At 35.7% G+C, this 24,068-nt stretch carries 20 protein-coding genes and 1 pseudogene; 11 read left to right on the plus strand and 10 right to left on the minus strand.

Features of this window, described 5'->3' with window-relative positions; genetic code table 11:
• Positions 1 to 208: 208 nt before the first annotated feature.
• The 5 genes from xth to F6K27_RS02065 form a co-directional block, all read right to left on the minus strand.
• Positions 209 to 994 (minus strand): exodeoxyribonuclease III, encoded by a 786-nt coding sequence (gene xth / locus F6K27_RS02045; RefSeq protein WP_287275324.1) that lies wholly within the window; start codon positions 992 to 994, stop codon positions 209 to 211.
• Positions 995 to 1,650: 656 nt separating this feature from the next.
• Entirely contained in the window at positions 1,651 to 4,083 is a 2,433-nt protein-coding gene (locus tag F6K27_RS02050; protein WP_287275322.1) for a GH116 family glycosyl hydrolase, read from the minus strand.
• A 435-nt stretch (positions 4,084 to 4,518) separates the two neighbouring features.
• On the minus strand, positions 4,519 to 5,325 hold the full coding sequence (locus tag F6K27_RS02055) for a carboxylesterase (RefSeq protein ID WP_287275320.1): 807 nt from the start codon (positions 5,323 to 5,325) through the stop codon (positions 4,519 to 4,521).
• A 201-nt stretch (positions 5,326 to 5,526) separates the two neighbouring features.
• Positions 5,527 to 6,432, minus strand: coding sequence for an alpha/beta hydrolase (locus F6K27_RS02060; RefSeq protein WP_287275319.1), 906 nt, complete (start codon positions 6,430 to 6,432; stop codon positions 5,527 to 5,529).
• Between the two features lie 223 nt (positions 6,433 to 6,655).
• A complete protein-coding gene (locus F6K27_RS02065) occupies positions 6,656 to 7,285 on the minus strand; it encodes a hypothetical protein (protein ID WP_287275318.1) in 630 nt (209 codons plus the stop codon).
• A gap of 234 nt (positions 7,286 to 7,519) precedes the next feature.
• Between F6K27_RS02065 and F6K27_RS02070 the strand changes: the two genes are divergently transcribed.
• From F6K27_RS02070 to F6K27_RS02080, 3 genes are all read left to right on the plus strand, one after another.
• The gene (locus F6K27_RS02070; RefSeq protein ID WP_375339663.1) at positions 7,520 to 7,864 is read left to right on the plus strand and encodes a hypothetical protein; all 345 of its coding nucleotides are present in this window, start codon (positions 7,520 to 7,522) and stop codon (positions 7,862 to 7,864) included.
• A gap of 59 nt (positions 7,865 to 7,923) precedes the next feature.
• Entirely contained in the window at positions 7,924 to 8,472 is a 549-nt protein-coding gene (locus F6K27_RS02075) for a GIY-YIG nuclease family protein (RefSeq protein ID WP_124146817.1), read from the plus strand.
• 170 nt (positions 8,473 to 8,642) lie between these two features.
• The gene (locus F6K27_RS02080) at positions 8,643 to 9,587 is read left to right on the plus strand and encodes a tetratricopeptide repeat protein (RefSeq protein ID WP_287275316.1); all 945 of its coding nucleotides are present in this window, start codon (positions 8,643 to 8,645) and stop codon (positions 9,585 to 9,587) included.
• An 887-nt stretch (positions 9,588 to 10,474) separates the two neighbouring features.
• On the opposite strand, the gene F6K27_RS02085 is transcribed toward F6K27_RS02080, so the two are convergent.
• Positions 10,475 to 11,587 carry a geranylgeranyl reductase family protein gene (locus tag F6K27_RS02085; RefSeq protein ID WP_124146815.1) on the minus strand — a complete coding sequence of 371 codons (1,113 nt, stop codon included), beginning with the start codon at positions 11,585 to 11,587 and terminating at the stop codon, positions 10,475 to 10,477.
• A gap of 708 nt (positions 11,588 to 12,295) precedes the next feature.
• On the opposite strand from F6K27_RS02085, the gene F6K27_RS02090 reads away from it, so the two are divergent.
• Both F6K27_RS02090 and F6K27_RS02095 read left to right on the plus strand, forming a co-directional pair.
• Positions 12,296 to 12,919 carry a Uma2 family endonuclease gene (locus F6K27_RS02090; RefSeq protein ID WP_353735917.1) on the plus strand — a complete coding sequence of 208 codons (624 nt, stop codon included), beginning with the start codon at positions 12,296 to 12,298 and terminating at the stop codon, positions 12,917 to 12,919.
• Between the two features lie 499 nt (positions 12,920 to 13,418).
• On the plus strand, positions 13,419 to 13,625 hold the full coding sequence (locus tag F6K27_RS02095) for a hypothetical protein (protein WP_287275314.1): 207 nt from the start codon (positions 13,419 to 13,421) through the stop codon (positions 13,623 to 13,625).
• An 89-nt stretch (positions 13,626 to 13,714) separates the two neighbouring features.
• Here the strand turns inward: F6K27_RS02095 and F6K27_RS02100 are convergent, their stop codons facing one another.
• Complete coding sequence (locus tag F6K27_RS02100) at positions 13,715 to 15,571, minus strand: transglycosylase domain-containing protein (protein ID WP_287275433.1); 1,857 nt, start codon at positions 15,569 to 15,571, stop codon at positions 13,715 to 13,717.
• 470 nt (positions 15,572 to 16,041) lie between these two features.
• Positions 16,042 to 16,297 (minus strand): annotated as a pseudogene (locus tag F6K27_RS02105) (ATP-binding cassette domain-containing protein); the annotation flags it as partial.
• Positions 16,298 to 17,545: 1,248 nt separating this feature from the next.
• Between F6K27_RS02105 and F6K27_RS33450 the strand changes: the two are divergent.
• From F6K27_RS33450 to F6K27_RS33455, 3 genes are all read left to right on the plus strand, one after another.
• Positions 17,546 to 17,695 carry a DUF1254 domain-containing protein gene (locus tag F6K27_RS33450; RefSeq protein WP_124145758.1) on the plus strand — a complete coding sequence of 50 codons (150 nt, stop codon included), beginning with the start codon at positions 17,546 to 17,548 and terminating at the stop codon, positions 17,693 to 17,695.
• Positions 17,696 to 17,709: 14 nt separating this feature from the next.
• Complete coding sequence (locus tag F6K27_RS02110) at positions 17,710 to 18,453, plus strand: bifunctional 2-polyprenyl-6-hydroxyphenol methylase/3-demethylubiquinol 3-O-methyltransferase UbiG (RefSeq protein ID WP_287275312.1); 744 nt, start codon at positions 17,710 to 17,712, stop codon at positions 18,451 to 18,453.
• Positions 18,454 to 19,268: 815 nt separating this feature from the next.
• The gene (locus F6K27_RS33455; protein WP_353735919.1) at positions 19,269 to 19,604 is read left to right on the plus strand and encodes a DUF3326 domain-containing protein; all 336 of its coding nucleotides are present in this window, start codon (positions 19,269 to 19,271) and stop codon (positions 19,602 to 19,604) included.
• Positions 19,605 to 19,629: 25 nt separating this feature from the next.
• Here F6K27_RS33455 and F6K27_RS02115 read toward each other — a convergent pair whose 3' ends face one another.
• Both F6K27_RS02115 and dusB read right to left on the minus strand, forming a co-directional pair.
• The gene (locus F6K27_RS02115; RefSeq protein ID WP_287284006.1) at positions 19,630 to 19,755 is read right to left on the minus strand and encodes a hypothetical protein; all 126 of its coding nucleotides are present in this window, start codon (positions 19,753 to 19,755) and stop codon (positions 19,630 to 19,632) included.
• Positions 19,756 to 20,248: 493 nt separating this feature from the next.
• Entirely contained in the window at positions 20,249 to 21,256 is a 1,008-nt protein-coding gene (gene dusB, locus F6K27_RS02120) for a tRNA dihydrouridine synthase DusB (RefSeq protein ID WP_287274711.1), read from the minus strand.
• 373 nt (positions 21,257 to 21,629) lie between these two features.
• Between dusB and F6K27_RS02125 the strand changes: the two genes are divergently transcribed.
• The 3 genes from F6K27_RS02125 to F6K27_RS02135 all read left to right on the plus strand — a co-directional run bounded on the left by F6K27_RS02125 (position 21,630) and on the right by F6K27_RS02135 (position 24,064).
• Positions 21,630 to 21,986: a hypothetical protein gene (locus F6K27_RS02125; RefSeq protein WP_287274713.1), complete on the plus strand. Its 357-nt coding sequence runs from the start codon at positions 21,630 to 21,632 to the stop codon at positions 21,984 to 21,986.
• Positions 21,987 to 22,049: 63 nt separating this feature from the next.
• Positions 22,050 to 22,610: a hypothetical protein gene (locus tag F6K27_RS02130; protein ID WP_287274715.1), complete on the plus strand. Its 561-nt coding sequence runs from the start codon at positions 22,050 to 22,052 to the stop codon at positions 22,608 to 22,610.
• 611 nt (positions 22,611 to 23,221) lie between these two features.
• Positions 23,222 to 24,064 carry a hypothetical protein gene (locus F6K27_RS02135; protein WP_287274717.1) on the plus strand — a complete coding sequence of 281 codons (843 nt, stop codon included), beginning with the start codon at positions 23,222 to 23,224 and terminating at the stop codon, positions 24,062 to 24,064.
• Positions 24,065 to 24,068: the final 4 nt, after the last annotated feature.

Here is a 24,068-nt window from a genome sequence, read left to right on the forward strand (position 1 = left end):
AAGGGGCATTTAGGGGGATTGTAAATGTACCTCATAATTGTGGAAATTGCTATAAAGGAAAAAGTCCCCCTTTCTAAGGCGGATTTAGGGGGATCGTAAATGTACCTCATAACTATGGAAATTGCTATAAAGGAAATGGTTTCTATAATTACCTAATTATTGCTTCAATCTTCCCTTCTTCCTTCTTCCTCCTTCCTTCTTCCTTCCTTTAAAATTCCACAATAACTGGTGTATGGTCGCTAGGTTTTGGTAATTGTCTTGGAGACTTGTCAATTATACAACTTGTGGCTTTTTGAGAAAGGGGCAAACTCAGATAATGATGGTCAATACGCCAACCACGGTTACGGCGAAAACCTGCTGCTCTATAGTCCCACCAACTGTAGTGACCTCCTTCCCTGGTAAACTGGCGAAAAGCATCTACTAATCCCAATTTGAGAATTTCTTGTAAAGTTTGGCGTTCCGCATCCGATAATCCCACAGAATTTTTACAACCTTCTGGATCGTGAATATCTCGGTCTTCTGGGACAATATTAAAATCTCCACACATACACAAGTTGGGTGATTTGTCAATAACAATTTTGATATATTCTTGCAAAAGTTTCAACCAATGAAGTTTATAATCATATTTTTCACTGCCGACACTAGCACCATTAGGAACATAAAGATTTAGAATACGGACATCATTTACTATCCCAGTAATTAACCGTTTTTGTATGTCAAAATCTCCCACTTTATCCTCACCTAAAATAGGTGCAAACCCACTACTAACATCTTGCATTGGGGAAAGACTAAAAATTGCGACACCATTATAAGATTTTTGACCAGAAATATAAGTATGATAGCCTAATTCTTCAAAGGGCGATCGCGGAAAATCTTGGTCAATAACTTTGGTTTCTTGTAAGCAGAGAACATCCACAGGATTTGTTTGTAACCATTCTATAACTTGCTGTTGACGAGTTCTAATTGAATTTACGTTCCAAGTAACTATTTTCATAATTTTCAGAAGGAAGAAGGAAGAAGGAAGAGGGAAGAAGGAAGAAGGAAGAGAGAAGAAAGAAGAAGGAAGAGAGAAGAAGGAAGTTGGAAATATTAAGGAAGAGGGAAGAATCAAGAAGAAGGAAGTTAGAAATATTAAGGAAGAAAGAGGGAAGGAAGAAGGAAGTTAGAAATATTAAGGGATGCTATTCTTTTTCATAATTATAATTATTAGAAATATCCAGAAAAGAGAGAACAGGGAACAGGGATTATGAATTTAAAAATGTAATAGTTCAAATACCTCCTGACTCCTAAATTATAAATTCTAAATTCAAACTTTTGACTTTAAAATTCTAAATTCAAACTTTTGACTTTAAAATTTAAACTTTTGACTCCTAAATTATGACTTTTGACTTTTGACTTTAAAATTCAAACTTTTAACTTTTGACTTTTGAATTTCAAAACCCCCTCAATTATAAATTCAAACTTTTGACTTTTGAATTGAAAATTCAAACTTTTAACTTTTGAATTTTGAATTTCAAAACCTCCTAAATTATAAATTCTAACTTTTAACTTTTGAATTTTGAATTTCAAAACCTCCTAAATTATAAATTCAAACTTTTGACTTTTGAATTGAAAATTCTGACTCCTGACTCCTGACTCCTGACTCCTGATTTAAAAACCTATCGCCCAAATTGCCATTGCTCTGAGATAATGACTAGCTCGAAAAGTTCCGTCAGCAGTAATAGCTTCTGGGGTGCGAAATTGTAAACCATTTTCATAAATTTGTCGCACCACCGCTTCAGTTATTTCCAAAGCTTTATCCTTCATTCCCATTTGCACCATAAAAGCAGCTAAACCAAAATTAATTCCAGTCCAAACTTCTAATGGATGGGTAGCATTAGGATTTTCTGGAGAACCATCAGACAATACTCCATTAACTGCTCCAAACTTGCCATTATGAAACTTTTTAAAACAAGAATTATAGACAGTATTCAAAGCAGATAAAGCACATTCATTAGGTACAATATCCGGCAGACTTAATAATCTAGCATAAAATTGACCGCATAATTGATCCGCCATTACTACTTCCGAATTACTATCACTATCCAAACGATAATATTCCCCATTCCATAACTTTTCTTGATAAACAACTAATCCTTTTTCTAACCAACTTTGATAAACAGAAATTTGATTATTAATAACATCCACAGAATTTTTATCGACCTCAGACTGAAAACCTTGAGGTGGATAATAAGGAATTTCTCTCGGATGCTCAATTAAAACTTTCCCAATAGCGATCGCTGCCTCCAAAGCAGCTAACCATAACCCACCACAATAAGCACTCACCCCCCGCAACTGCCAATCATCAAAGGTTTGGTCCGGCGCTCCCTCATTTTCAGGAATACCATCATTATCCTTGTCAAAATCCTTAAGATATGCTATTGTCTCCACCACCGCAGACCAACATTCCCAGAGAAACTCGTAATCATCTGCACCAGTCAACAGAAAATCCCGATAAACCTGCAACACAAAATCACTAGACAAATCCTTCCATTGATTGCAGTCCTGATAACTGGTATAATTAGTCTTTTCCCAAGGATGCTCATTAGGTGCCCCCAAATCGTGGGGAGTTGCTCCAGCTTTTTTTCTGACTGCCGATGCTTGATTGTAACCAATAATTCTCGGTGTATCATCCGCAGTTGAAATCGCCCGTGCAAAAGCTAGCAACACGGATTTTTCCAAATCCGGCCACAACATCAACAGAGCAAAAGAACCATATAATCTCACATCCAAACTCTCATACCAACGATAATCCAAACATTCCAGGACAGCAAACTGACCTTTAGGATCGCGATCATCCGCAGCACTCCAGAGAGTCCCCCCACTGGTGAGGTCGTAAAGTTCGTTAAACAAAGCCATCTTAAACCAACCAGGCAAATCTTCCCGTTGCAAAATCGGGTTTTGCCAAGTCTCAATATTCTCGCGCCAAATCTGATAGTGTTTCATCGCAGTGCGAATTATTGACCAGGCATTTTTTCCATTGCGACCATAAAAATCTGTATAACGGCGATAATATGAAACTCCAGCGCTAAACTCAGTTAAAGGTAAATCCCAAGCTAAGAAAAAAGGGATTTTCCGAGTTTTCCCCGGTCTGAGAGTAAAACGAACAGACATAGCTACCGCAATTTGTTCTCCCTCTGTTGCGGGTAGTTCATTGTACTCATCTATGAGTGTGCCATCCATGGCAAAGTAGCGCCAGACTTCTTCCCCATTGCTCGCAGGATTCCAGCGTGTATGATAGTTAACTTCCACAGCAGCATTAGTAAAAGTTCCGATCGCCATTTGACCTTCCCCTTCTGCGGGGTCATCAGCAATGCTCAACTTAGTCATTATGCAACCGATACGATGGAAGTCTTCCACTAATAGATTAAAGTTGTCCGTACTTTCTCCCCACCGTGGTTTGTATTCATAAACTGGACTACCATCATCTCTAACTTGCACTTGTGGTATTTTCACAGAATTGGTAAACCAACCAATGGTATTTTGCCAAGTGAACATAATACTCAGAGTGATGGGTTCATCGGTGGGGTTGTGAGCGACCCATTCAAAGATGGCAACAGGGTAACTGGTTTCTTGATAATTACCTGCCCAAATTGGGGAAAATTGTTCGCAGCTTAATTGTGCGGTAAATACATTTTCATAGACAAACCAACTGCGGGGATAAAGAGCATGATAAGTACCAGTATGTAATCCTGCTTTTTGTTTCGGATACCACTGCCAAGTTGAGAGACTGCCATCAGATGGTGGTTCGGTACATAGAGCATAAGCTTGTTTGTGGCCTTTTGTTTCTTCAAATATGCTAAATTGACAGGCAGGTAAATTTTGATAAATGTGTTCGCCGCCGTCGAGATGCCAGAGATTAAAATCCCCTCGTGGAGAGCGACCAATTGCACCTGCACCGAAACCACCGAGAGGCATTCCGTGCCAAGGACCGTCATCGAGGTTACTGCTATAGCGCACTGTGTAAGGGTTGTTCCAATCAAGACCAATGGGACGATTCCAGGTATAGGGGGGAATATTTGGAGTGAAACTTTGTTGATTCATAGGTTCTGAAGGTTGTAGGTTGTATATAAGAAAAGTTTATTTAAATAGCACTCAGCACTCAGCATTAGGACTTTTTTTACGTTTAGCAGGAGGTAAGCAACCCCTCCTAAACTAGCTATGCTTTATAAACATCTTTCTTAACATAAAACGTAGACATTTATAGACAAGTTCTGTGTAGGTCTTGGAGCATCTTTTTTAGGAGAAAAATATATTGAAAAATACATTGTTTTTGAGAACTGTAGACAAGATTTTTGCCCCCCACACTCCCCACACTCCCCACACTTCCCACCCTATCCACAAGGTTTTCAGGAGTTACTTATAACGGATAGCTAAACTAGGAGACGCTATAGTTGCCGGGGTTAACCCAAGCTCAAAAAGCTGAAGTGCTGTTTGCAGAGCATTCCGGTACGGAAAGTGCTGATAGCTGATAGCTAGTTAACACCTATTAGCTAAGAATTGAGCGATCGCTTCTGAAACTTCTTTACTTTTAACATCAAGTGTCATAACGTGGCCAGATTCATCAAACCAAATGGCTTCAAAACTCCCCTTAACTTGTTCTTCAATCAATTTTACGACTATAGAATTAACTAAAGGATCGTTATGGGAATGAACTACTAAAGTAGGGCAAGTAATCTTAGCAAGATATTGGCGAGAATGTAAAGCTATTCTCTGAAGTACCAGAGCTGCTTTAGAGTTTTCAAATAGATAATTAGGATTATAAAAGTTGTCAGGATTTTTAGGTATTGAAATATTTACCCAACTGAGTAAACCTATTAAAATTTCAGCTCTAAGTGGTAATTGAATTGCTGGTGCTGTCACAGTGCAAGCATCCACTAAACCTTCGCTTGCCATTGTCAAAGCGATCGCTCCACCCATAGAATGTCCGAAAATTCCGACAAAATCATAGTGTTTTCTAGCTTGAATAATTTCTTGACGTACTGCCTCAAACATCATGTCTTTAGTAATCTTAGGAAACTCATTTTTTTGTTCTGCCATCTGAGAATAACCATGACCGGGCAAAAGAGGTGCTACGACATCAATACCAAGTTTTAAACACGCTCTTCCTACAGGACGAACTTCATAAGGAGTCGCAGTAAAACCATGTAAACAAATTACTACTGCATTTGCTTTATTTTGTTCATTTTTATAATACCAAGGTAAACCGTCTGACCATAATTTGTTTTTATATTCTAATGGTATAGCTTCAAAACCAGAAAAATAAGGTGGGTCAATTAATAGCATTTATCTTTACCTTTTGTTGAATATTTTATGGTTTAATCTGAGACCACCCAAAAGTAAGATTTTTTCTTCTCTCCTTCTTCCTTCTTCCTTCTGCTATAAATAACTAATAGACATCTCCAGAAAAGAGGGAGTAGGGAGTAGGGAGAAATAATTGATAATTTCTGTACGATAATTGATTTTGTTTTTTATTACTAGAGATGTCTAATGAATAAATTCTTGGCTAATACTAGAATACTGATTTACTGCCCGCTCAAAGAATTCATGTAGAGTTGCTATGTAGCTATCGCTATCTACTTGAGCAAGATTGTCATGTGCCGCATTTGGTATTAAGAGTAATTTTTTCGGTTCTGCTGCTGCTGCAAATAATTTTTGACTCATATCTACAGGTACGATTTCATCTTTTGTTCCATGAATAAATAAAACAGGCATTTCCAATAATTTTACTTTGTTAATGAAGTCAAATTTTTGGGTGACCAGTAAGTTGAGGGGAAATATTTGGATTCGACGTCTGTATTTAGCCATGTCTTTAATGGAAGTAAAACAACCTTCAGCAATTAATCCTGCTGCTTGTGGTTGTTGAAGGCAAAGATTAGCAGCGACCGCTCCTCCAAGAGAATATCCATAAATAAAAATTTCTTCTGGTGAAAAATTTTTTTCTTGAGTTAAATAATTCCAAGCTACCAATGCATCTTCATAAACAGTAGCTTCTGTGGGAAACCGTCCTTTACTCTTACCGTACCCCCGATAGTCAATCATAAATACCGAAAATCCCAACTGATATAGTTTAGCAACCCGCTCGAGATTGTAACTATTTTTCCGAGCTGCCATGTTACCTTTAGCACCGTGTAGAAAGAGAATAACTCTAGAATTGCTATTAGTTTGAGGAATCCACCAACCAGATATTTTTTCTGTCTGTTTGTGAGAATTTGGAATTGACAACCAAACTTCTTGATATGGAAGATTAACAGTAGCAGGAGTTGCTAATACCGATGGTGCCGGTTCAAATATCAATCGGTTTTGCAGCAATCTTAGCAACATAAAAGCACCAGTGTAAATAGTTGCTAAACTTATTAATAGAAATTTCAAGAAAGTTTCAAAAATAGTCATTAGTTAAAAGTGAATTTCTGATTTACAATAGTATCAGCTATTAATAAAATAATTTTTCTAGAATTCTAGAAGTGGAATTTATCTAGATCCACCCCAAATTTTCGATATTATAATTTTGCCATAAACATAAATTTGATTGCTGCCCAGATAACGGGGGAAAAGTTATAGAGCCAGGAAAATCAAAACTGATTTTTAACTGTCTACTTTCTGCACAGTCTAATAACTAAGACTTGATTATTTTCTGTAGTTGTTTAACTGCACGAATTAGACGAATAAAATATGGCCTAACTATATCTCTGTTTAAGTCTTGTAATTTATTTACTTGTCCTTGTAGTTCCTCAATTTTATTAGACATAGAAGCATAATTTGTTGATTGTAAATTATCTCCTAAATCCTGGTGTAAATCTGTAGTTAAATCTTTTAATGATTGTAATTCCTCATCAATATCTGAAAATTTAGTATTTATTGTGTCCCAGTCTTCTTTGGTAATTGTATTAAATTCAAAATCTGATTGATTTTGAGAAAAATTTATGGGATATTCTGGAGTTAATTCAGTAATTTTTTCTTGTGTTTTCTCTGAATACCGATCGACGGAATCAATATCTATTCTTAGTTCTTCTACCTCATTGTTAATATGTGTTTGTATTTTTTCTTCAAATCTTTTTCTATTAATTGAATTTAATATTAATGCCAATGTTATTGGAGGTGCAACAAACGAAATTTTTTCCCATACTAATGCAAAACCTGAACCAACAATTGAAGCCCCTAAAGCAGTATATTCTGCTATTTGTAGCCAATGAGGCTGACTTTGGGAATTATTTGAAACTATTGATGATGTTTCTGTGTCTTCCATAAATCAAGATCCCCATTGAATATGTTAGGTTTTATAGTCTAATAGTAGACAATACAATATTTAGGTAAAAATTTTATCATAAATTATTAGATAAAATTTTATTTTAACAAATCTTTATATTTATTTTAAGGTAGTTGAGTTGAATCAAACAAATAGTAATATAAGTAAAGGCTATTTTCTGTTTGATAGGAAGAAGCAATACTATCTCAACAGCCATAGCCCAATTTGATGAAGATGGAAAAGGAAAAAAAAGTGGGTATAAAAATTATTGAAAGCTTTGAAAGTAGTTTCACGTTAGAACAAAATGCTCAACAAATGTTATTCAAATTATTAACAAGTGAAAATTTTATTCAACAAATTACTTCACAATTACCATATGAAAAATTAGAATTTACTGAATTAATATTTCAACCAATTCCCTATAGTAAAGAAACACCTAAAGGAATGGCAAAAGAATTTGAGCAGTATCACGAATCCAGTGACTATATTATCATTAACGTTCCGCCCAACTTCATGTTTAAAGCTAAAATATTTCAACCAAGCCGTCTCTGCGCCATCTATAAAATCACCAGAGATTAATCAACTTTTATCAATTCCGAATTAATTAACATTACCCTTGAACAGGAAAATCTCAAATAATGACTAATACCGAAATTCAAATACCAGAACTGTCAGAATTAGAATATTTACCTTATATTGATTCTCAAGGAAAATTACCAATTTCTTTACAAGGAAAAATTGGTGTTTATGGAATTTTTGATCGGGATAAAAAATTACTATTTGTAGGTTATTCTCGTGATATATATCAGAGTATTAAACAACACTTAGTCCGTCAACCTCATAGTTGCTATTGGCTAAAAGTACAAACTATTGAACGTCCGAATCGTACTATATTAGAAGGTATAAAAACTGCTTGGATTAATGAAAATGGGTCTTTACCTATAGGTAATGATGGCGCAGAAGCAAAGTGGAATCAGCCAATAGATGCTAAACAAGAAATGACAGAAGCAGAAGCAACACAATATCACGACCCATTAACTGATGAAGTTGCTAAAGAAAAACTCTTAAAAAATATATCTAGGCGAGTTGAAGCTAATATTTTAGAAATATTAAAAACTAGAGGTTTAGAAGAAAATATTCGTTTTAACCCCAAGCTAAAAACCAGCGGATTATTAGATTTGAAATAATTGATACAAATTTATATAGCGTTTCTCAAACTAATGAGGTACACTTATCTTATTATTTCTATTCTATTCCCTATTCCCTGTTCCCTGTTCCCTAAAACATAAGTAAAAATCTTTGAATCTCAAGACCATAATGATTAAAGCTATTTATTTCTTCTTCCTTGAAAAATGAAATGGATGGACGAATAAAAATTTCCCCAGATGATTATCAGAGCTGGTACAATATGGGAGTAAATTTTAGTAAATTGGGGAAGCATAAACAGGCTATTACTGCTTTCGATCAGGCAATAAAAATTAAACCAGATTACTATGAAGCCTGGAATAATCGAGGTAATTCCTTGAAATTAATAGGTAGATTCCAGTCAGCTTTAAATAACTTTAATCGTGCAATAGAGATTCAACCAAATTCTCATTTAGTTTGGTATAATCGAGGTAATTTACTCAATAATTTAGAACAATATCGAGAAGCGATAACTTCTTTTGAGAGAGCAATAAAAATCAAACCAGATCTATATCAAGCTTGGTACAATGTTGGAAATACTTGGAGTAGTTTAGGACATTATCGAGAAGCAATTGAAAATTACAAACAAGCAATAAAGTTTAAACCTAGTTTATACCAAGCTTGGCATAATCAAGGCAAGGCATTATTTGAATTAGGAAGGTATCAGGAAGCCTTGAATTCTTTTGAACAAGTCATTAAGCTTAAGCCTAATCATTATATAGCTTGGAATTTTCAAGGAAAAACTTTATTTTATTTGGGGAATACTAAAAGAGAAATTATTAGTTATGAGAAGGCAATAGATATAAAAGTAGACTATCAGGAAGCTTGGAATAATTTAGGTCAAGCTTTATCTAATTTAGGAAATTGGGTTGAGGCGATGGCTTGTTTTGACCAAGCCATAAAAATTCAGTCAGATTATTCTTTGGCTTACTATAATAAAGCTCGTTGTTATGCTTTACAGGATAAGCTATATTTAGCTATTGAAAATTTAGAACAAGCAATTAATTTAGGTGCTGGTCAACCATATCGAGAAATGGCAGAAGCTGATGCTGATTTTTTTAACATTAGCTCAAATCCTAACTTTAAAGCTTTAATTAAAGATGATTTAATTGATTAATTAGGGTTTGCTGAAAAAGTCTTTTAGTAAGGGTAGGAGACAGGAGATCAGGAGACAACCCACCCCTCGCCCCTCCCCCTCCCAGGAGGGGAGAAATGGGAATGAGCGAGGAGGTAGGAGTAAGAATTGTAAGAATGATTTTTCTGCCCAACTATGAGCCTAAAATACTAACTTTTTGAGCGTGAAGAGCTGAAAACCAGGCACTTTTTTCGACCCCAAAAAGACACTTGTCTTGATATGTGAATGCTTTTAGATTTAATCAGCAAACCCTAATTAGCTATTACCATTCAGCTATCAGCTAAAATTGAGGGGTATAATACCAGTTTGATAAATCTTTGCTACAAATATTTAGGTTACTGCTATTGAGTCAACCCACCCCTCGCCCCTCCCCCTCCCAGGAGGGAAATACAGGAGGATAAAGTCGTATGGGAATAGGTTTGATACCATTTTTTATGTAGTAATTTATCTTTTTCGTCCAATATAGCAATCCTAAATAAGTTGTGACAAATCAAAAAGTAGATAAAAAAACTGAAACTTCTACCTGTTCCCTGTTCCCTGTTCCCTGTTCCCTGTTCCCTAAAAGCGGTAAGATTTTTATACACAAATAAAATAGGACTGCTATAGATATTTCCTACAAATTATTTTAATACTGCTTATTATTTGTAACATTCTTTTTTCACCCTTGGTATAATACTAAATCTCCAAAGTTTTACGACATCTTAATATCATGTTCCCCCTCCGGGGGAGCTACGCTAACGGACGGGTCAGTTATAAATAACATTTAAGAACTGACAGTACCGAAGAAATGCTAAAATTATCTTGAGTTTTCTCCTTTTTTTCCTTCTGCCCTCTGCCTCTTGCCTTCTGCCTTCATTTAGAATAAATTTTTATCTTTGCCAAAGTCGTCGCAAAGCAGAACCCACTACATCCGAATAACGTAATTCTCCAGACAAAATTTTTGTCATAATAGTAGTAGCACGAGGTCGCTTCACCCCTACTTGATAACCAATATGTGAAAAATGAGAAAATCCTTGGGCTAAACGTTGTGCCCAGACCATATCTTTACCCCATTCTTCATTAATTATTTGAGTGTATTTTTCTAAAGCAAATAAATCCCCATTTAGAGAATTATGAATTGCTGTTGCTGCTTTAATACCTGTAAATATAGAAGGGCGAATTCCTTCAGCAGTAAAGGGGTCAACAATACAAGCTGCTTCTCCTGCTAAAACTGCATTTTGTGTATGTAATTTTTGATTCCCATTCCATAAACATAAAGGATGACCAAACTTCTGAATATTTTGAATATCTACCTCAAACATTGTGGCATATTCTGTTAATAAAGCTGCAAAATTTTGACCATGTTTTCGCCAAAATGTACCGACTCCTATTGAGTATCCATCAGCTTTAGGAAAATTCCAAACATAGCCATTATTTAACATTCCAAACTCAAAATAAGCACTATCAATTTGCTGATTTTCAACTGGTACTTCTATTTCCATCGCACCACCTGAAAAGCGTTTACGATTGTTAAAACCCAACCATTTTGCCATGGAACCTTTAGCTCCATCCGCAGCAATTAAATAACGACCAATAAATGATTGATTATTGGTATTAACTTGCCAGTTGTTGTTCTTAAATTCTATGCCTATAACTTTAGTTTTATCTCTAATTTCTGCTCCCTGTTTTTTCGCTTGCTGAACGATAAAATAATCAAAAACTTCTCGACGTACCATCCAAATTGGTTCTTGATTTTTAAGGTTAACTTCTACTAAATCGCCTTTTTTCCAAGTATAACGAATGGAATTTATTTTCAGAGAAATAGCTGGTGTAAAATCAAAATCAAACCACTGTTGAACAATGGGAGAAACTCCACCTCCACAGGGTTTATATCGAGGTAAAGATTCTTTTTCTAAGACTAATACAGAACGTCCGTTTTTTGCTAGATGATATGCGGCACTTGCTCCTGCTGGTCCGGAGCCAACTATGATACAATCAAACATACACTGTTTTCCGTTGTTATGAGGTACAAAATTTTAGGTTTGAGGGAACAGGGAACAGCGGTGCGACCCCGCGTCGGCGTCAGACGCAAGCGGTCAGACCCCGCGACGACGCCAGCTCGCTTGCGGAATGCTGACCAAGAGAGGGAATGCGCACCAAGAGAGGGAACAGGGAACAGAAAAGAATAAAAACAACTATACCTCATAGCTTCGGAAACTGCTGTATAATTTAGTAGTTCTAGTGTTTTTAGTCATTTTATTTTGCTTCAATCCTAATATTTATTAAATAACAGGCGTGGTTCAACAATTAATAATTAATTATTAATTATTAATTATTAATTATTACCTCTCCTTGAAAAGAAGAGGATTGACTAATAATGAAAATTTTTCTTCTCTTGGTCGATTGGATATGGCGAGGAGACCCGTTCTTGCAGACCCGCTCCGAAGATCGCCATCCCACCCTACGGTAAGCTGCGCTAACGACCGCTTATTATCCCCTTAAAAGGGGAGGCGCATACCCACAATTTTTCGGTAAAAAGAGGTATGATATCTTGTCCGGATAAGAGCACAAACAAAAAACTTTCTCCCTCTACTACTCTTTCTTATTCTTTCTTTCCTTCTGACTGGGTCATCCCCCTCCTGGGAGGGGGAGGGGCGAGGGGTGGGTTGACTCCTAAATAATTAAGATTAATATTATACACTAATTCACCAATGCCAAATAACAATACTCTTGAAAAAAATATGCAAATTCAGACACGCAAGAAAGTATATACTCCAGAAGAATATCTATTATTAGAAGAAAATGCTGAAGATAAACATGAATATCTAGATGGAGAAATAATATCAATGACAGGTGGAACTACTAATCATAACGAAATTGCCAGTAATTTTTGTGCTTACTTAAAGTTTGCTTTAAAAGGCAAAAATTATCGTGTATTTATCGGTGATGTTCGTTTATGGATACCCGATTATAATTTATATACTTACCCCGATATTATGATAATTGAAGATCAACCAATCTATCATCAAAGTCGTACAGATACAGTTACTAACCCTTTAATAGTTGTTGAAGTATTATCAAAATCAACAGCAAATTATGACCGAGGGGATAAGTTTAAATTTTATCGGTCAATTCCTGAGTTTAAAGAGTATATTTTGATTGACCAATATCAGTTTTATATCGAACAGTATGTTAAAACTTCTGAGGATAAATGGGAAGTTACATATTATGAATCTGAAGGGTCAAGTTTAAAGTTAACTGCTCTAGATTTTGAAATAACATTTAGCGACCTTTATGAAAGAGTTGATTTTAATAATCAAGGTGAAGAAAGATAATTTTTATTGTGATGAAGATATGAAGTATATGTATTTGGGAATTTAGAGAATGCTTCTGATATTAATAATCTCAGTTTTCCCGTTTTAAATAATTATTTATGGGCGATATTGGTAGAGGGGGAAAGGTTGATATTTTATGTGGCCATGTTAGAGAAATTAGAAGTCTAAAATCGATACGGAACGGAGTAATTAATAGTTATGAAGGTTAATTATTTAGGGATAACTAATAGAATAAACCCCTGCAATTTATGAAGGGGTATTGTTGTATTTTATTGGTTGTTTTTAGGAGATTTTTCCTAGCTTTTTATCTTTATTAATTGGTTTAATTTTAATCTAGATATTCTCATTGTTTCCTAAAAAATGGGGTGACCCCTAACTTTTGTTTACTTACAATAATAAGTAGTACTAATCACCCCCATAAAGCAATAGCAAATCAGAATCTTTACTGAATCTTTATATAGTTAATTTTTGTAAATAAAGTAGAGACATTCCCAGGAGTTTGAAAATAAACTTAACCCTCAGTAATCCTGAAGACTTAAAAATAAAGTCAGGGCAATTGATAAGCTTGGGAAATTTTGAACGACAGAGTTGCGGAAAGGCGATATTGTTGACCCAACGCTTCACGATCGCTACTACAGAAGAAAAAACTCTTACGCTTTTATTGAAGATATCTAATAATTTCTATCGTAATCATTGGGGTTGGTGATTAGGTAATGCCCTTAAATATTGATGAACGGTACAATTATAGTCTTTTCATAGATATTTGAGACAAAAGCATTACGCATTCACCAACGCCTAATCATTCTTCTCATTCACATCCCTACCATCAGGCCCAATCTTCCCGTACCTCATCCATTTTGGTTCCACAGGTCTAGCTTCAATAGTAGGTTCGCGGTCGTAAAAACTGGGTTTGTCAGGAAAATCTTTAACAGGTATATCCTCAACTACCTGTTTCATAAACTGTCGCCAATTAAAAGCTGCTGTACTACTGACACCCCAGGTTGGTTTATTATCATCATTCCCTAACCATATTCCAGTTGCCACTTGGGGAATATAACCAATAAACCATAAGTCTCGTGCATCCTCAGTTGTACCCGTTTTGCCTGCTACAGGTCGGTCGTACAAATAAGCATTCGTACCACTACCATATTTAACTACATTTTCTAACATCCAGGTAACTATTGCAGCACTGCCGCGGTCTAAAACCTGCTTTGGTTGAGCATAAGCTTCATAAACAACTTGACCATTTTGATTAATTATTCTTTTAATTCCGTGAGCACCAATAAACTTACCCTCTGCCGCCAAAGTAGCATAAGCATTTGTTAACTCTAATAAATTTACTTCCCAAGTACCCAACGCCATAGAATATGTAGCCTTGACCTCAGATTTAATTCCCATATCCTCAGCTAACTTCATCACAGGTTCAAATCCCACATCCATCAATACCTGTACCGCTACCACATTCACAGAATAAGCCAAAGAATCAATCATCGATCGCCATCCACCATACTTTTTACCATAATTTTTTGGCTTATAACCATCTACTGTAAATGGTACATCTCGATAACCATCAGTGGGAGGAAAACCAGCAGCAACTGCAGCGGCGTAAACGAAACTTTTAAAAGTCGAACCTGGTTGACGTTGTGCTTGAATAGCGCGGTTAAATTCACTCTCGGCAAAATCTCTACCTCCTACCAACGCTTTAACTTCTCCAGTGGTAGCATCAATAGCGACTAATGCTGCTTGATCGAATCTTTGGCGAGCACCATCAATATCAACAGCATCTTGAATTACCTGTTCCCCTATTTCTTGCCAATTGCGATCCAATGTAGTTTCTATTGTCAAACCACCTGCTTCTATGACTTCTTGAGAAACATATTTCGGTAACTCCTTCTGAATATAGTTAGCAAAATAGGGAGCTTCAACTATCAGACGTTTTGGCGCACTGGGTTGTACTTCTATTGGTTTAGCGATCGCTATCTCAGCTCTCTGTTGAGAAATCAAACCTGCTTCTTGCATTACCCCCAACACGATATTTCGACGATTTTTAGCTGCTTCTGGACTTACTAAGGGTGAATATTCACTGGGTGCTGGTGGCAAACCTGCTAAAGTTGCCATTTCTGCTAAACTTAGTCCCGAAACTGGTTTACTAAAGTAGACCCAGGCAGCATCAGTCACTCCATAAGCACCAGAACCGAGATAGACTATATTCAGATATAATTCTAGAATTTCTTCTTTGGATAACTCCCGCTCCATTTTCCAAGCTAGCATTGCTTCTCGGAGTTTACGCCAGATAGTTTGTTCCATATCTAGGAAAACCATCCGTGCTAACTGTTGTGTGATACTACTACCTCCCTGCACAACATCTCTGGCAATTAAGTTGGAAACAAGTGCTCGAATAACTCCCTGATAATCAACTCCTGTATGTTGATAAAAGCGTCTATCTTCAATAGCAATAAAAGCTTGAACTAAGGGAGCAGGAATATCTTCTAATTTAATTTTTTCTCTGGTAGCAGGTCCTGTTTGTTGGATAATTTTACCATCGGCGGCTTTTATTGTTAAAGTGCCGTCTCTACTATAGGAAGAAATATCGGCAATATCTGGTAAACTTTGCTTTAATTTCAGCCAAGTTATTCCACCATAAATGATCATACTACCTATTCCGACACCACCTAATCCTAACCAAAATTTACGACGACCTAAAATTTCTTTGATATTTTTTATATTAACTGTTCTGGCAATTTTTTCTACAACCAACTTTGTGCTTTTTCTGTTGTTTTTTCCGCTACTACCTTGAGAGATATTATCTATTTTTTCCTGTTTGTTTGGATTGTCAACTTTTGGTGCTTGTAAGGGAGATTGAAATTTTTTACTCAACATATTTGATACAGAGCGGAAGTTATTATTTTTGCTAACTTTAGGCTTTATATATTGAGATTTTTTAATAAAATCTTGCTCTGTTTCTGATAATATTTCTCTTGTATTTTCAATTTTTTTATCTTTCACTTTATCCTCTTATACCAATTTGATAAATGTTTGCTACAAATACGCACGGTTGTTTCTAGTAGTCAGGGCGAATGGCCATTTGCTCCTACATACGGTAGTTTAAAAGTAAGTTTGCCAATTAAATCTACATGACAAATAGTTGAAAGTCGATGAGCAATAACCAAGCTAGTACGTCCTTGAAAAAGATTCTTTACAGACTCTTGAATTAATTTTTCTGACTCAGAATCTAAAGCTGAAGTTGCTTCATCTAAAATGACAATTTGGATTTTTTAGCAAAACTCGGGCGATCGCTATTCTTTGTCTTTGTCCTCCTGATAGTTTCACTCCTTGCTCGCCAATAATAGAGTTATAACCATCAGGAAAATTCATAATGTCGAAGCAGGTTCTTGTCCTACAAATAATATCATGTCCGGATAATTAGTTATAAAAAAACTTTCTCCTTCTTCTCCTGTTGTTCTTCTTTATTACCTCTTTCCTCCTGACTCCTGAGGACTGACTCCTGAGGACTCCGTAGTTATTTATTTATCACTGTTTAACCGGACATGATATAAGACTCATTTACCTTGGCTAGCGTATCGTTTAGCAGTGGCAAATGCGATAGTAGTTCGACCCGTACCACCTTTTCCCCAAAATGTATAAGTAATAGTCATTTCAGTTATCAGTTATCAGTACTTCCGGCTGAAATCAGAACCTTGAAATACTGAAGTTTATTTTTTGATCCCCTTAAAAGGGAAGCCTTGAGACCTTATTTTTTGGTCATTAATCCATCTATCAAAAGTTTAGAATCAAGGAACATTTACTGATAATATCTTTGGCAATAAGTGACTTAATAATTAAAACTAATATGTTTTGAAAATAAATTATTTAATTTCTATAGCTGAGAAAGTTATAATTTTTGATTATTCACAGAGATAGCTTACCGCTAAACTAACCTTAAGGTCTTTGAATTACCCAATAACACAAGCTCATCCCAAGGCTACTTTAGATTGTGGTTTGGGACATAGCTTGAATTTGTATTGGCCTTTTTCACAAGGTTTTATACCAATTTGAAAAAAGAATGTTACGAATAGTAAGGGCGATAAAAATATTTTACAGGAGATGTCCTTTTGAGAAAAAAGATGATTTACGGCTTAAAAAATGGTATTGAAGCAATTCATTCTGACTCCTGACTCCTGACTCCTAAAAAGTACCCTAGCTATTTGTAGCAAACATTTATTAAATTGGTATTACTGATGTTTTTCAATAGATCGTCTTTTGTTATGAGGTTATCCCCATGCCTTTTGTAAATAGAAAATCCGATTTTGATTAGGAAGAAGAATACGCATATACCCTCGGAGTGCAGGCATTTATCTATGCCTTTTCTTGGGGCTAACTACTGAAGCCGAATAATTGAACAAAGTTAGACAAATATTAATAAATATTGAAAATATCCTGATTGTCTGCTATCTTGGGTTAATTTTGATTCTAAATTATCAAAAACTTTTTGTCATGACTTACCAGTTCAAATGCAATCAATCAAGAGCTATATGCCAAGAGCTTACAAGCATCACCTAATATTGAATGAGGGTACGGTCAACCAATTTATCTACCTCCGGAAACTGAAGGATTCATCCCACCAACTTGCTTGGTGGCGCACCTAACAACGACACCATGTATTCTCAGGCAGTTGTATATCTGGGTGACGAACCCCTTATCCTATCGATTCCACTACTCCCCTCGAATCTGGAACTTCCAGACTATCGCTACCACAACGTACAATTTACTGAATAGGAACTAACAAAAATATGTCGAATATAGATCAAGCTTCTTCAGCTACTATTAGAAAGCAGAATGAATACATAGAACTTGCTCAATTTTATGATTTATTGATGCAAGCAGGTTATTACGATCATCAAGCTTTTGTTAACTCATTGGCACTTATCTTAGGAAGCAGAACAAAAATCTTAGATGTGGGTATCGGAACTGGTTTACTTACTGAACAAATGCTGCAAGTTCAGAATTACGAGATCACAGGAGTAGACTTTTCTGAAGAAATGCTTGTCAAAGCTCGGCGTAGGTTGTCAGATTACAATGTCAAGTTATTAAATTTAGACATTAGAGACTATCCAGAAAATGAGTCCTTCCAATCTATCATTTCTAGTGGTGGTACTATCTGTATTTCACACCAAGATAATCAAGAGTATCGATTATATAGTTACTGCGATGATAAGTTAGATCATCTTAGCCTACTGCGTAAACTCTACAATCTCTTAGAAGACGATGGATTACTAATTATTTCAATTCAGGGAGAACACAAGAACTATTCAAAAGCAATATCAGAAGATATTACTTACTCTCAAGAAATCAACTATTCAGGTGACTATATGACAAAGTGGTATACATTTTCCAATGAGGAAAAAATACTTTCACGTCAATCTGTAAAATTGGTCGTTTTCGATGAAATAGAAATGATTAATTCATTTACTGAAGTCGGGTTTAAGTCTCTAGGGGTTGATCAATCCAATAAGTTTTACGTTTTCCAAAGGTAAATGTTGTGGTGTTGGTGAATCAAACTATGAAATAATCACTCTGGTGTTACAAGAAACCGGGTTTGTTGGAGACAGATGCCAATACCTTAGTGGTATCTAATACAAACCCAATTTCCCAAAAAAAAATCATAGCAAAAATTTAACCGCTCAATAAATGGGGGCGGACTACCTATTCGAGAAGGATTTTACTCCATTTGAGGCTTGTCATTGAACGATTTACCCCGAATTATTCAGCGGTTACGCAAAAATCACTAATGCCAATATTGTCTCTAGTCTCTCCAGCACTCTGACTTTTATCGCTATCTCTATTCCCTGGGCGATTGAATATGACAATCGTTCAACAAACCCAATCCGCTAAAAGCTGAGATTGGGTATTGGGAAGACAAATTCCAATTTATAGCAGTTTTCATGTAAGTATTCAAGCGGACATGATATTACAACTTTTTTTTGTTGGTTGCAGGAGCATCAAGAAATTTTTCCTCAACTTGTAATTATTTAGTTGACTTTAGATTATAATTATTTATGTTGCTTCAAGTTAATCTTAAAACGTTTAGTTAATGTCTCAAGTATATACCAAAGACTTTGAAATTCAATGTCCTCCACAACAGCGCACCTGGAGGGAAATTGCCCAATAAATTGGGCAATTTCCCTTACCAGGCATTCCCATTCGCTTAATTTTAACGAAAGTTGAAGGAGATATCCTCACCTTTGAATCAAGCTTTATCGATACAGACAGAAAGCCAGTTTGGTCATCATTACTAGACATTAATATTCGTCAGCGAGTTTCTAATAAGCCGTTTGTAGCAGTTAGTATTATTCCTACAGGAGTTAGAGCAGAAATTGGTGGTTTTGCGGGAGACGCTACTCCCAGTACCAATCTGTTAGCAACCGCTTGTGACTATCTGGTAACAAATCCCAATGCAGTTACAGCATCGGATATCTATTTTGCTCAGGATAATGTTCTTTATTTAGAAGGAAATCTGATTTGTCAATTACTACTGGGTAATATAGGAGTCATTCCTGAAAAGCGCAAAAATATTGCTGCAATAATAGAAAAGCCTAAAGATGAACGATTTTTAAACAATGTTATTAATGCTCTAAATGGTTTGCGTGCCGTCGGTGGTATTAATATTGACCCGGTAGTTGTATAGCAATGAGCGCTGGCATCTTTACATATTACATAAATATTGATAATGTAACATAAAAGTAACTGTATGAGCTGTATTTTTCATAAATTAGGCGATCGCTAAAGGTTAAAGTTTTAAGGATGCGTACTGCTCCATGGCCTCTGGAGTCAGCCAAAAAGTGAGACTCCCTCGCTGCTTTAAGGAGGCATCATACTCAGACCAGTTTTTGAGTCGATACAAGGACTTGGAGTTGGATTTAGACTTACTCTTACTTATATCTGCTGAGTGTAGTTTCGTGTACCATCTTGACTTCTTTATTTTTACCCTAAACATCATCTTTTGTGCAACAAAGCCATTTATATGTGATAATTGATTTGATTTTTTATTATTGGAGATGTCTATTACTCTTAGGAATTATGGAATAGCTGAAACATAGGAATGTTAACCTCCTTCCTTTGATCACAAGGAACAAATTGGTGTTTGACATAGAATGCTGATGAACCTTAAACAAAGAAATGGTTTTCCTAGTTGGTAGTCCTGTATGGTAATGGTGAGGATATATATTTTTTTATTTCTTCCCACACTCCCCACCCTTCCCACACACACTCTCTACCATTACTACCTCCTAATGTTCCCTGTTCCCTGTTCCCTGTTCCCTGTTCCCTGCTTTACTGTAAATTTTCAATTACCTTGTCAATCAAATCACAACCTTGTTCCACTGTTTCCACTTTTGCCAATTGACCCCGCAACTCCCCCGCTCCAGGAAAACCCTTAGCATACCAAGTCATGTGTTTGCGAGCTTGACGAATACCGCGATCGCCCTTATATTCCCATAGTGCCCGTAAATGGTCTTTGGCACATTCCATTTTTTCTACTGCAGTAGGCGCTACTTTTTCCACACCATTTTTCAAGAAATAATCAATTTCTCCCACCAAAAAAGGATAACCCAAAGTACCACGAGAACACATTACCCCATCAGCACCAGTTTCCTCCAAACAACGTATTGCAGCATCGACAGAAAAAATATCCCCATTAGCAATAACTGGAATAGAAAGTATTTCCTTAACTTTACCAATCCATTCCCATCTTGCTGGCCCATTATATCCTTGGGCACGAGTCCGACCATGTAAAGTTAACATTTGAGCACCAGCATCTTCCATTCTTTTAGCAAATTCAAGGATATTAATTTCTTGATTATTCCAACCAATTCTTGTTTTTACAGTAACAGGAACAGGTACGGCTTTTACGACTTTATTAACAATTTCTCCAGCTAATTCTGGCTGTCTTAATAATGAAGAACCACCGCCATTTTTGGTGATTTTATTAACAGGACAACCCATATTAATATCAACAGTATCCGCTCCTTCTTTTACAGCCATTTCTGCTGCTTCTGCTAAGAAGTCAGGGCGACAATCAAATAATTGAATACTAATTGGTCGCTCATTATTATCAACCTCCATTATTTGAGGTAATTCTTTCACATAATGTAACCCTGTAGCATTTACCATTTCAGTGTACATCATTGACTCTGGAGCATGACGACGTACTAGACGGCGGAATACTAAGTCTGTTACTCCTGATAATGGTGATTGAAGCACGCGACTTTTAACTTCAAAGTTGCCAATTTTGAGTGGAGTAGCTAATTTTTGTTTTAATTCAGGAGATAGAATAGTCATTTCAGTTATCAGTTATCAGTTATCAGTACCTCTGCAATTAAGGAGGCTTGAAATCTGGAATATTCTCTTCTCTTGGTCGATTAGATATGGCGAGGAGACCTCGCCATCTCTCGACCGCTTTTTTATCCCCTTAAAAGGGCGAGACTTGAGACCAAAGTTTTTTGGTCATAGTTAATTACAGATAATTTTTAAGATAATTAATTATATTATATTGATTCTGGAAATTGTGGTAAATTAATTTTATCTATAACTTGTCTGTGCCTACCCTCATAGCAGCTATAGAACAAGCAAATATCAACCATGTCGTGATTTGTATGTTATGTATTCTCTGGTTGTAAATTTATAAATTGTTATTACATTTTGGAGCAGTATAATGGAAATTTTTCAGAAAGTAATATCTGTATTAGCTTTTTTATCCATAGGATTTTCTCTTGCAGAAGTCTACTTAACAATGAATCCAATCTGGAAAAGAAAACATGAGCGTGTAGTTGCAGAAAGTCAATCTGTTACTGGCAATCTACTTTCTTTTACTATTGGAACTATTTTTGCAATTAACTCTCTTTTCACTAAAGAATATGTAAGTTTTATAGACAACATATTATTTAATGGTTTGGCATTTTTCTATATTCTTGTAGGGATGTCATTATGGGTACCAGGAGAAAGAAAAAAAGGCTTCTGGACTTTAATAAAAGAAGCTCTCAATTTTGAAACGAAAGCGGCTGGAGATTAAGCTAAGTCATTTTTAAAACCTTCGGGAGCTAAAAAAATCATCAATATTTTAAGTCAGGTAGCTATGATTGATGAAGTAATTGACCCCAGAGAGAAACAATTTATTCAATCATTTACCGACCATTGGAATATTAATTTTTCCTGGGATAATTTAACGGCAAATAGAATAGCAGATGCTTCTGTAAATTTGATAAATTTACGTCAGGATGTAAATGATTATTTGGCAACTTCTCCACCACAGAAACAAGTATCAGAATTAAAAGATATTATCAATGCTCTGGTGAATATTGATGAAGAAGTTTCTGAAAAAGAAAGGCTCATTATGGGAGAATTAGACGGCTTACTTTCTGAATATATGAGTCAAGAGTCAAATGCTGCTAGATATCATGTAATAGTAGCGCCACAAAACGAACGGCAGATTCAAGTAGTGAGTACTTCACTACCAGAATTAACAAGATATGAAGTAGGAGAAGGATTTGCTTATAATAGCGGCCCTTTTTATTCTAAAGAATATGCAGATATAATATCTGATGGTTATCGCAGTCTTAATCTTTTCAGCATCGTGACTTTAACTCTTCCTACAGAAATAAATTCTATAAATTCTGAGGATGAGTCACTAAATTAATCAATTGTTATGAAGAAGGAAGAAGGAAGAGGGAAGAAGGAAGAGGGATTTTTTTGCAGTTCTGTAATTATGAAGAGATACCAATCATGCTTCCATACGTTATGAGTTTTGGTATTATTGTGAACCGTATTAGACTATAATACTTTTTTGAAAAAATAATGTTACGAATAATAAGTGTGATTAAAAGGCTTTAAAGGAGATTTCTAATAGACATCTCCAAAAATCAAATAAAAAATCAATTATCGTACATAAATTATCAATTATTTCCCCCTACTGCCTACTCTGTACCGACGTTGCATAAGGGCTTCCCTACTCCCTCTTTTTTGAAGATATCTAATTAGGGATTGCTGATTAAATCTAAAAGCATTGACATATAAAGACAAGTGCCTTTTTGAGGTCGAATTGCAGTGCAAATTTTTCAGCTCTTTACACTCGAAAAGGAGTGTATATTAGGCGCATAGTTGGGCAGAAAAATCATTCTTACAATTCTTACTCCTAGCTCCTCGCTCCCGACCCTTTTCTCCTGTCTCCTGTCTCCTACCCCTACTAAAAGACTAGTGAAGCGCAAACCCTAATTATAGTGAAATGTTTGACTAAAGAGTAAAAACTGTATGATTGAAAACAAAAAAAATAATGAAACAGTTGGTATTGCAACAATTGGTTATTATATTCCTTCAGGAGTTATGACTAGCGAAGTGATCGTTAAACTAGCAGACATCCCCCTGTGGGTTTTGACAGAAAAAATAGGCATGGAAAAAAAATCAATTGCTGCGGAAGACGAACATCCTAGCGATATGGGAATTAAAGCAGCAATATCGGCTATAAATAAAGCCCAAATTCAACCAGAAGAAATAGATTTAATTGCTTATTGTGGTGTGGGAGATTACGATTACAGATTTTGGTCTCCCGCAGCTAAAATACAAGGTATTATTGGTGCTGAAAATGCTCATGCTTTTGAAGTTAGAAATTTTTGCAACAGTGGCAATTTAGGCATTCATATTTGCCGGAATATGTTGTTGGCAGATTCGAGCTTAAATTATGCTTTAGTTGTTTGTAGCGATAAATTATCCCAGTTGGTTAATTACTCGGATAAAAATACAAACTCCCTACTTTTTTACGCCGACGGCGCCGCGGCGGCGCTGCTAAAAAAAGGAGAGTATAGTAACAAAATTCTCTCCTATCATGGCATGACTGATGGGAAATTAGCTGATTTTGTGCGAGTACCTTTGGGCGGTACTAAATTACCTGTAAAAGATGAAAATATAGACTTAAAACTTAATTATGTCAAAGTAGAAGACCGTGAAAAATTAGACGAAATTTTATCGGAAATTTATTTAAAAAATTATAAAAAAGTTATAATAGCTGCATTACAAAAAAGTGGATATTCCATAGAAAAAATAGATTTTTTATTTACTAATCAAATTAAAAAAAAGTTTATTATCATCAATTTTTAATTCT

It is taken from the genome of Okeania sp. SIO2F5 (genome assembly GCF_010692685.1).
In the GTDB taxonomy this organism is placed as follows: Bacteria; Cyanobacteriota; Cyanobacteriia; order Cyanobacteriales; family Microcoleaceae; genus Okeania; species Okeania hirsuta.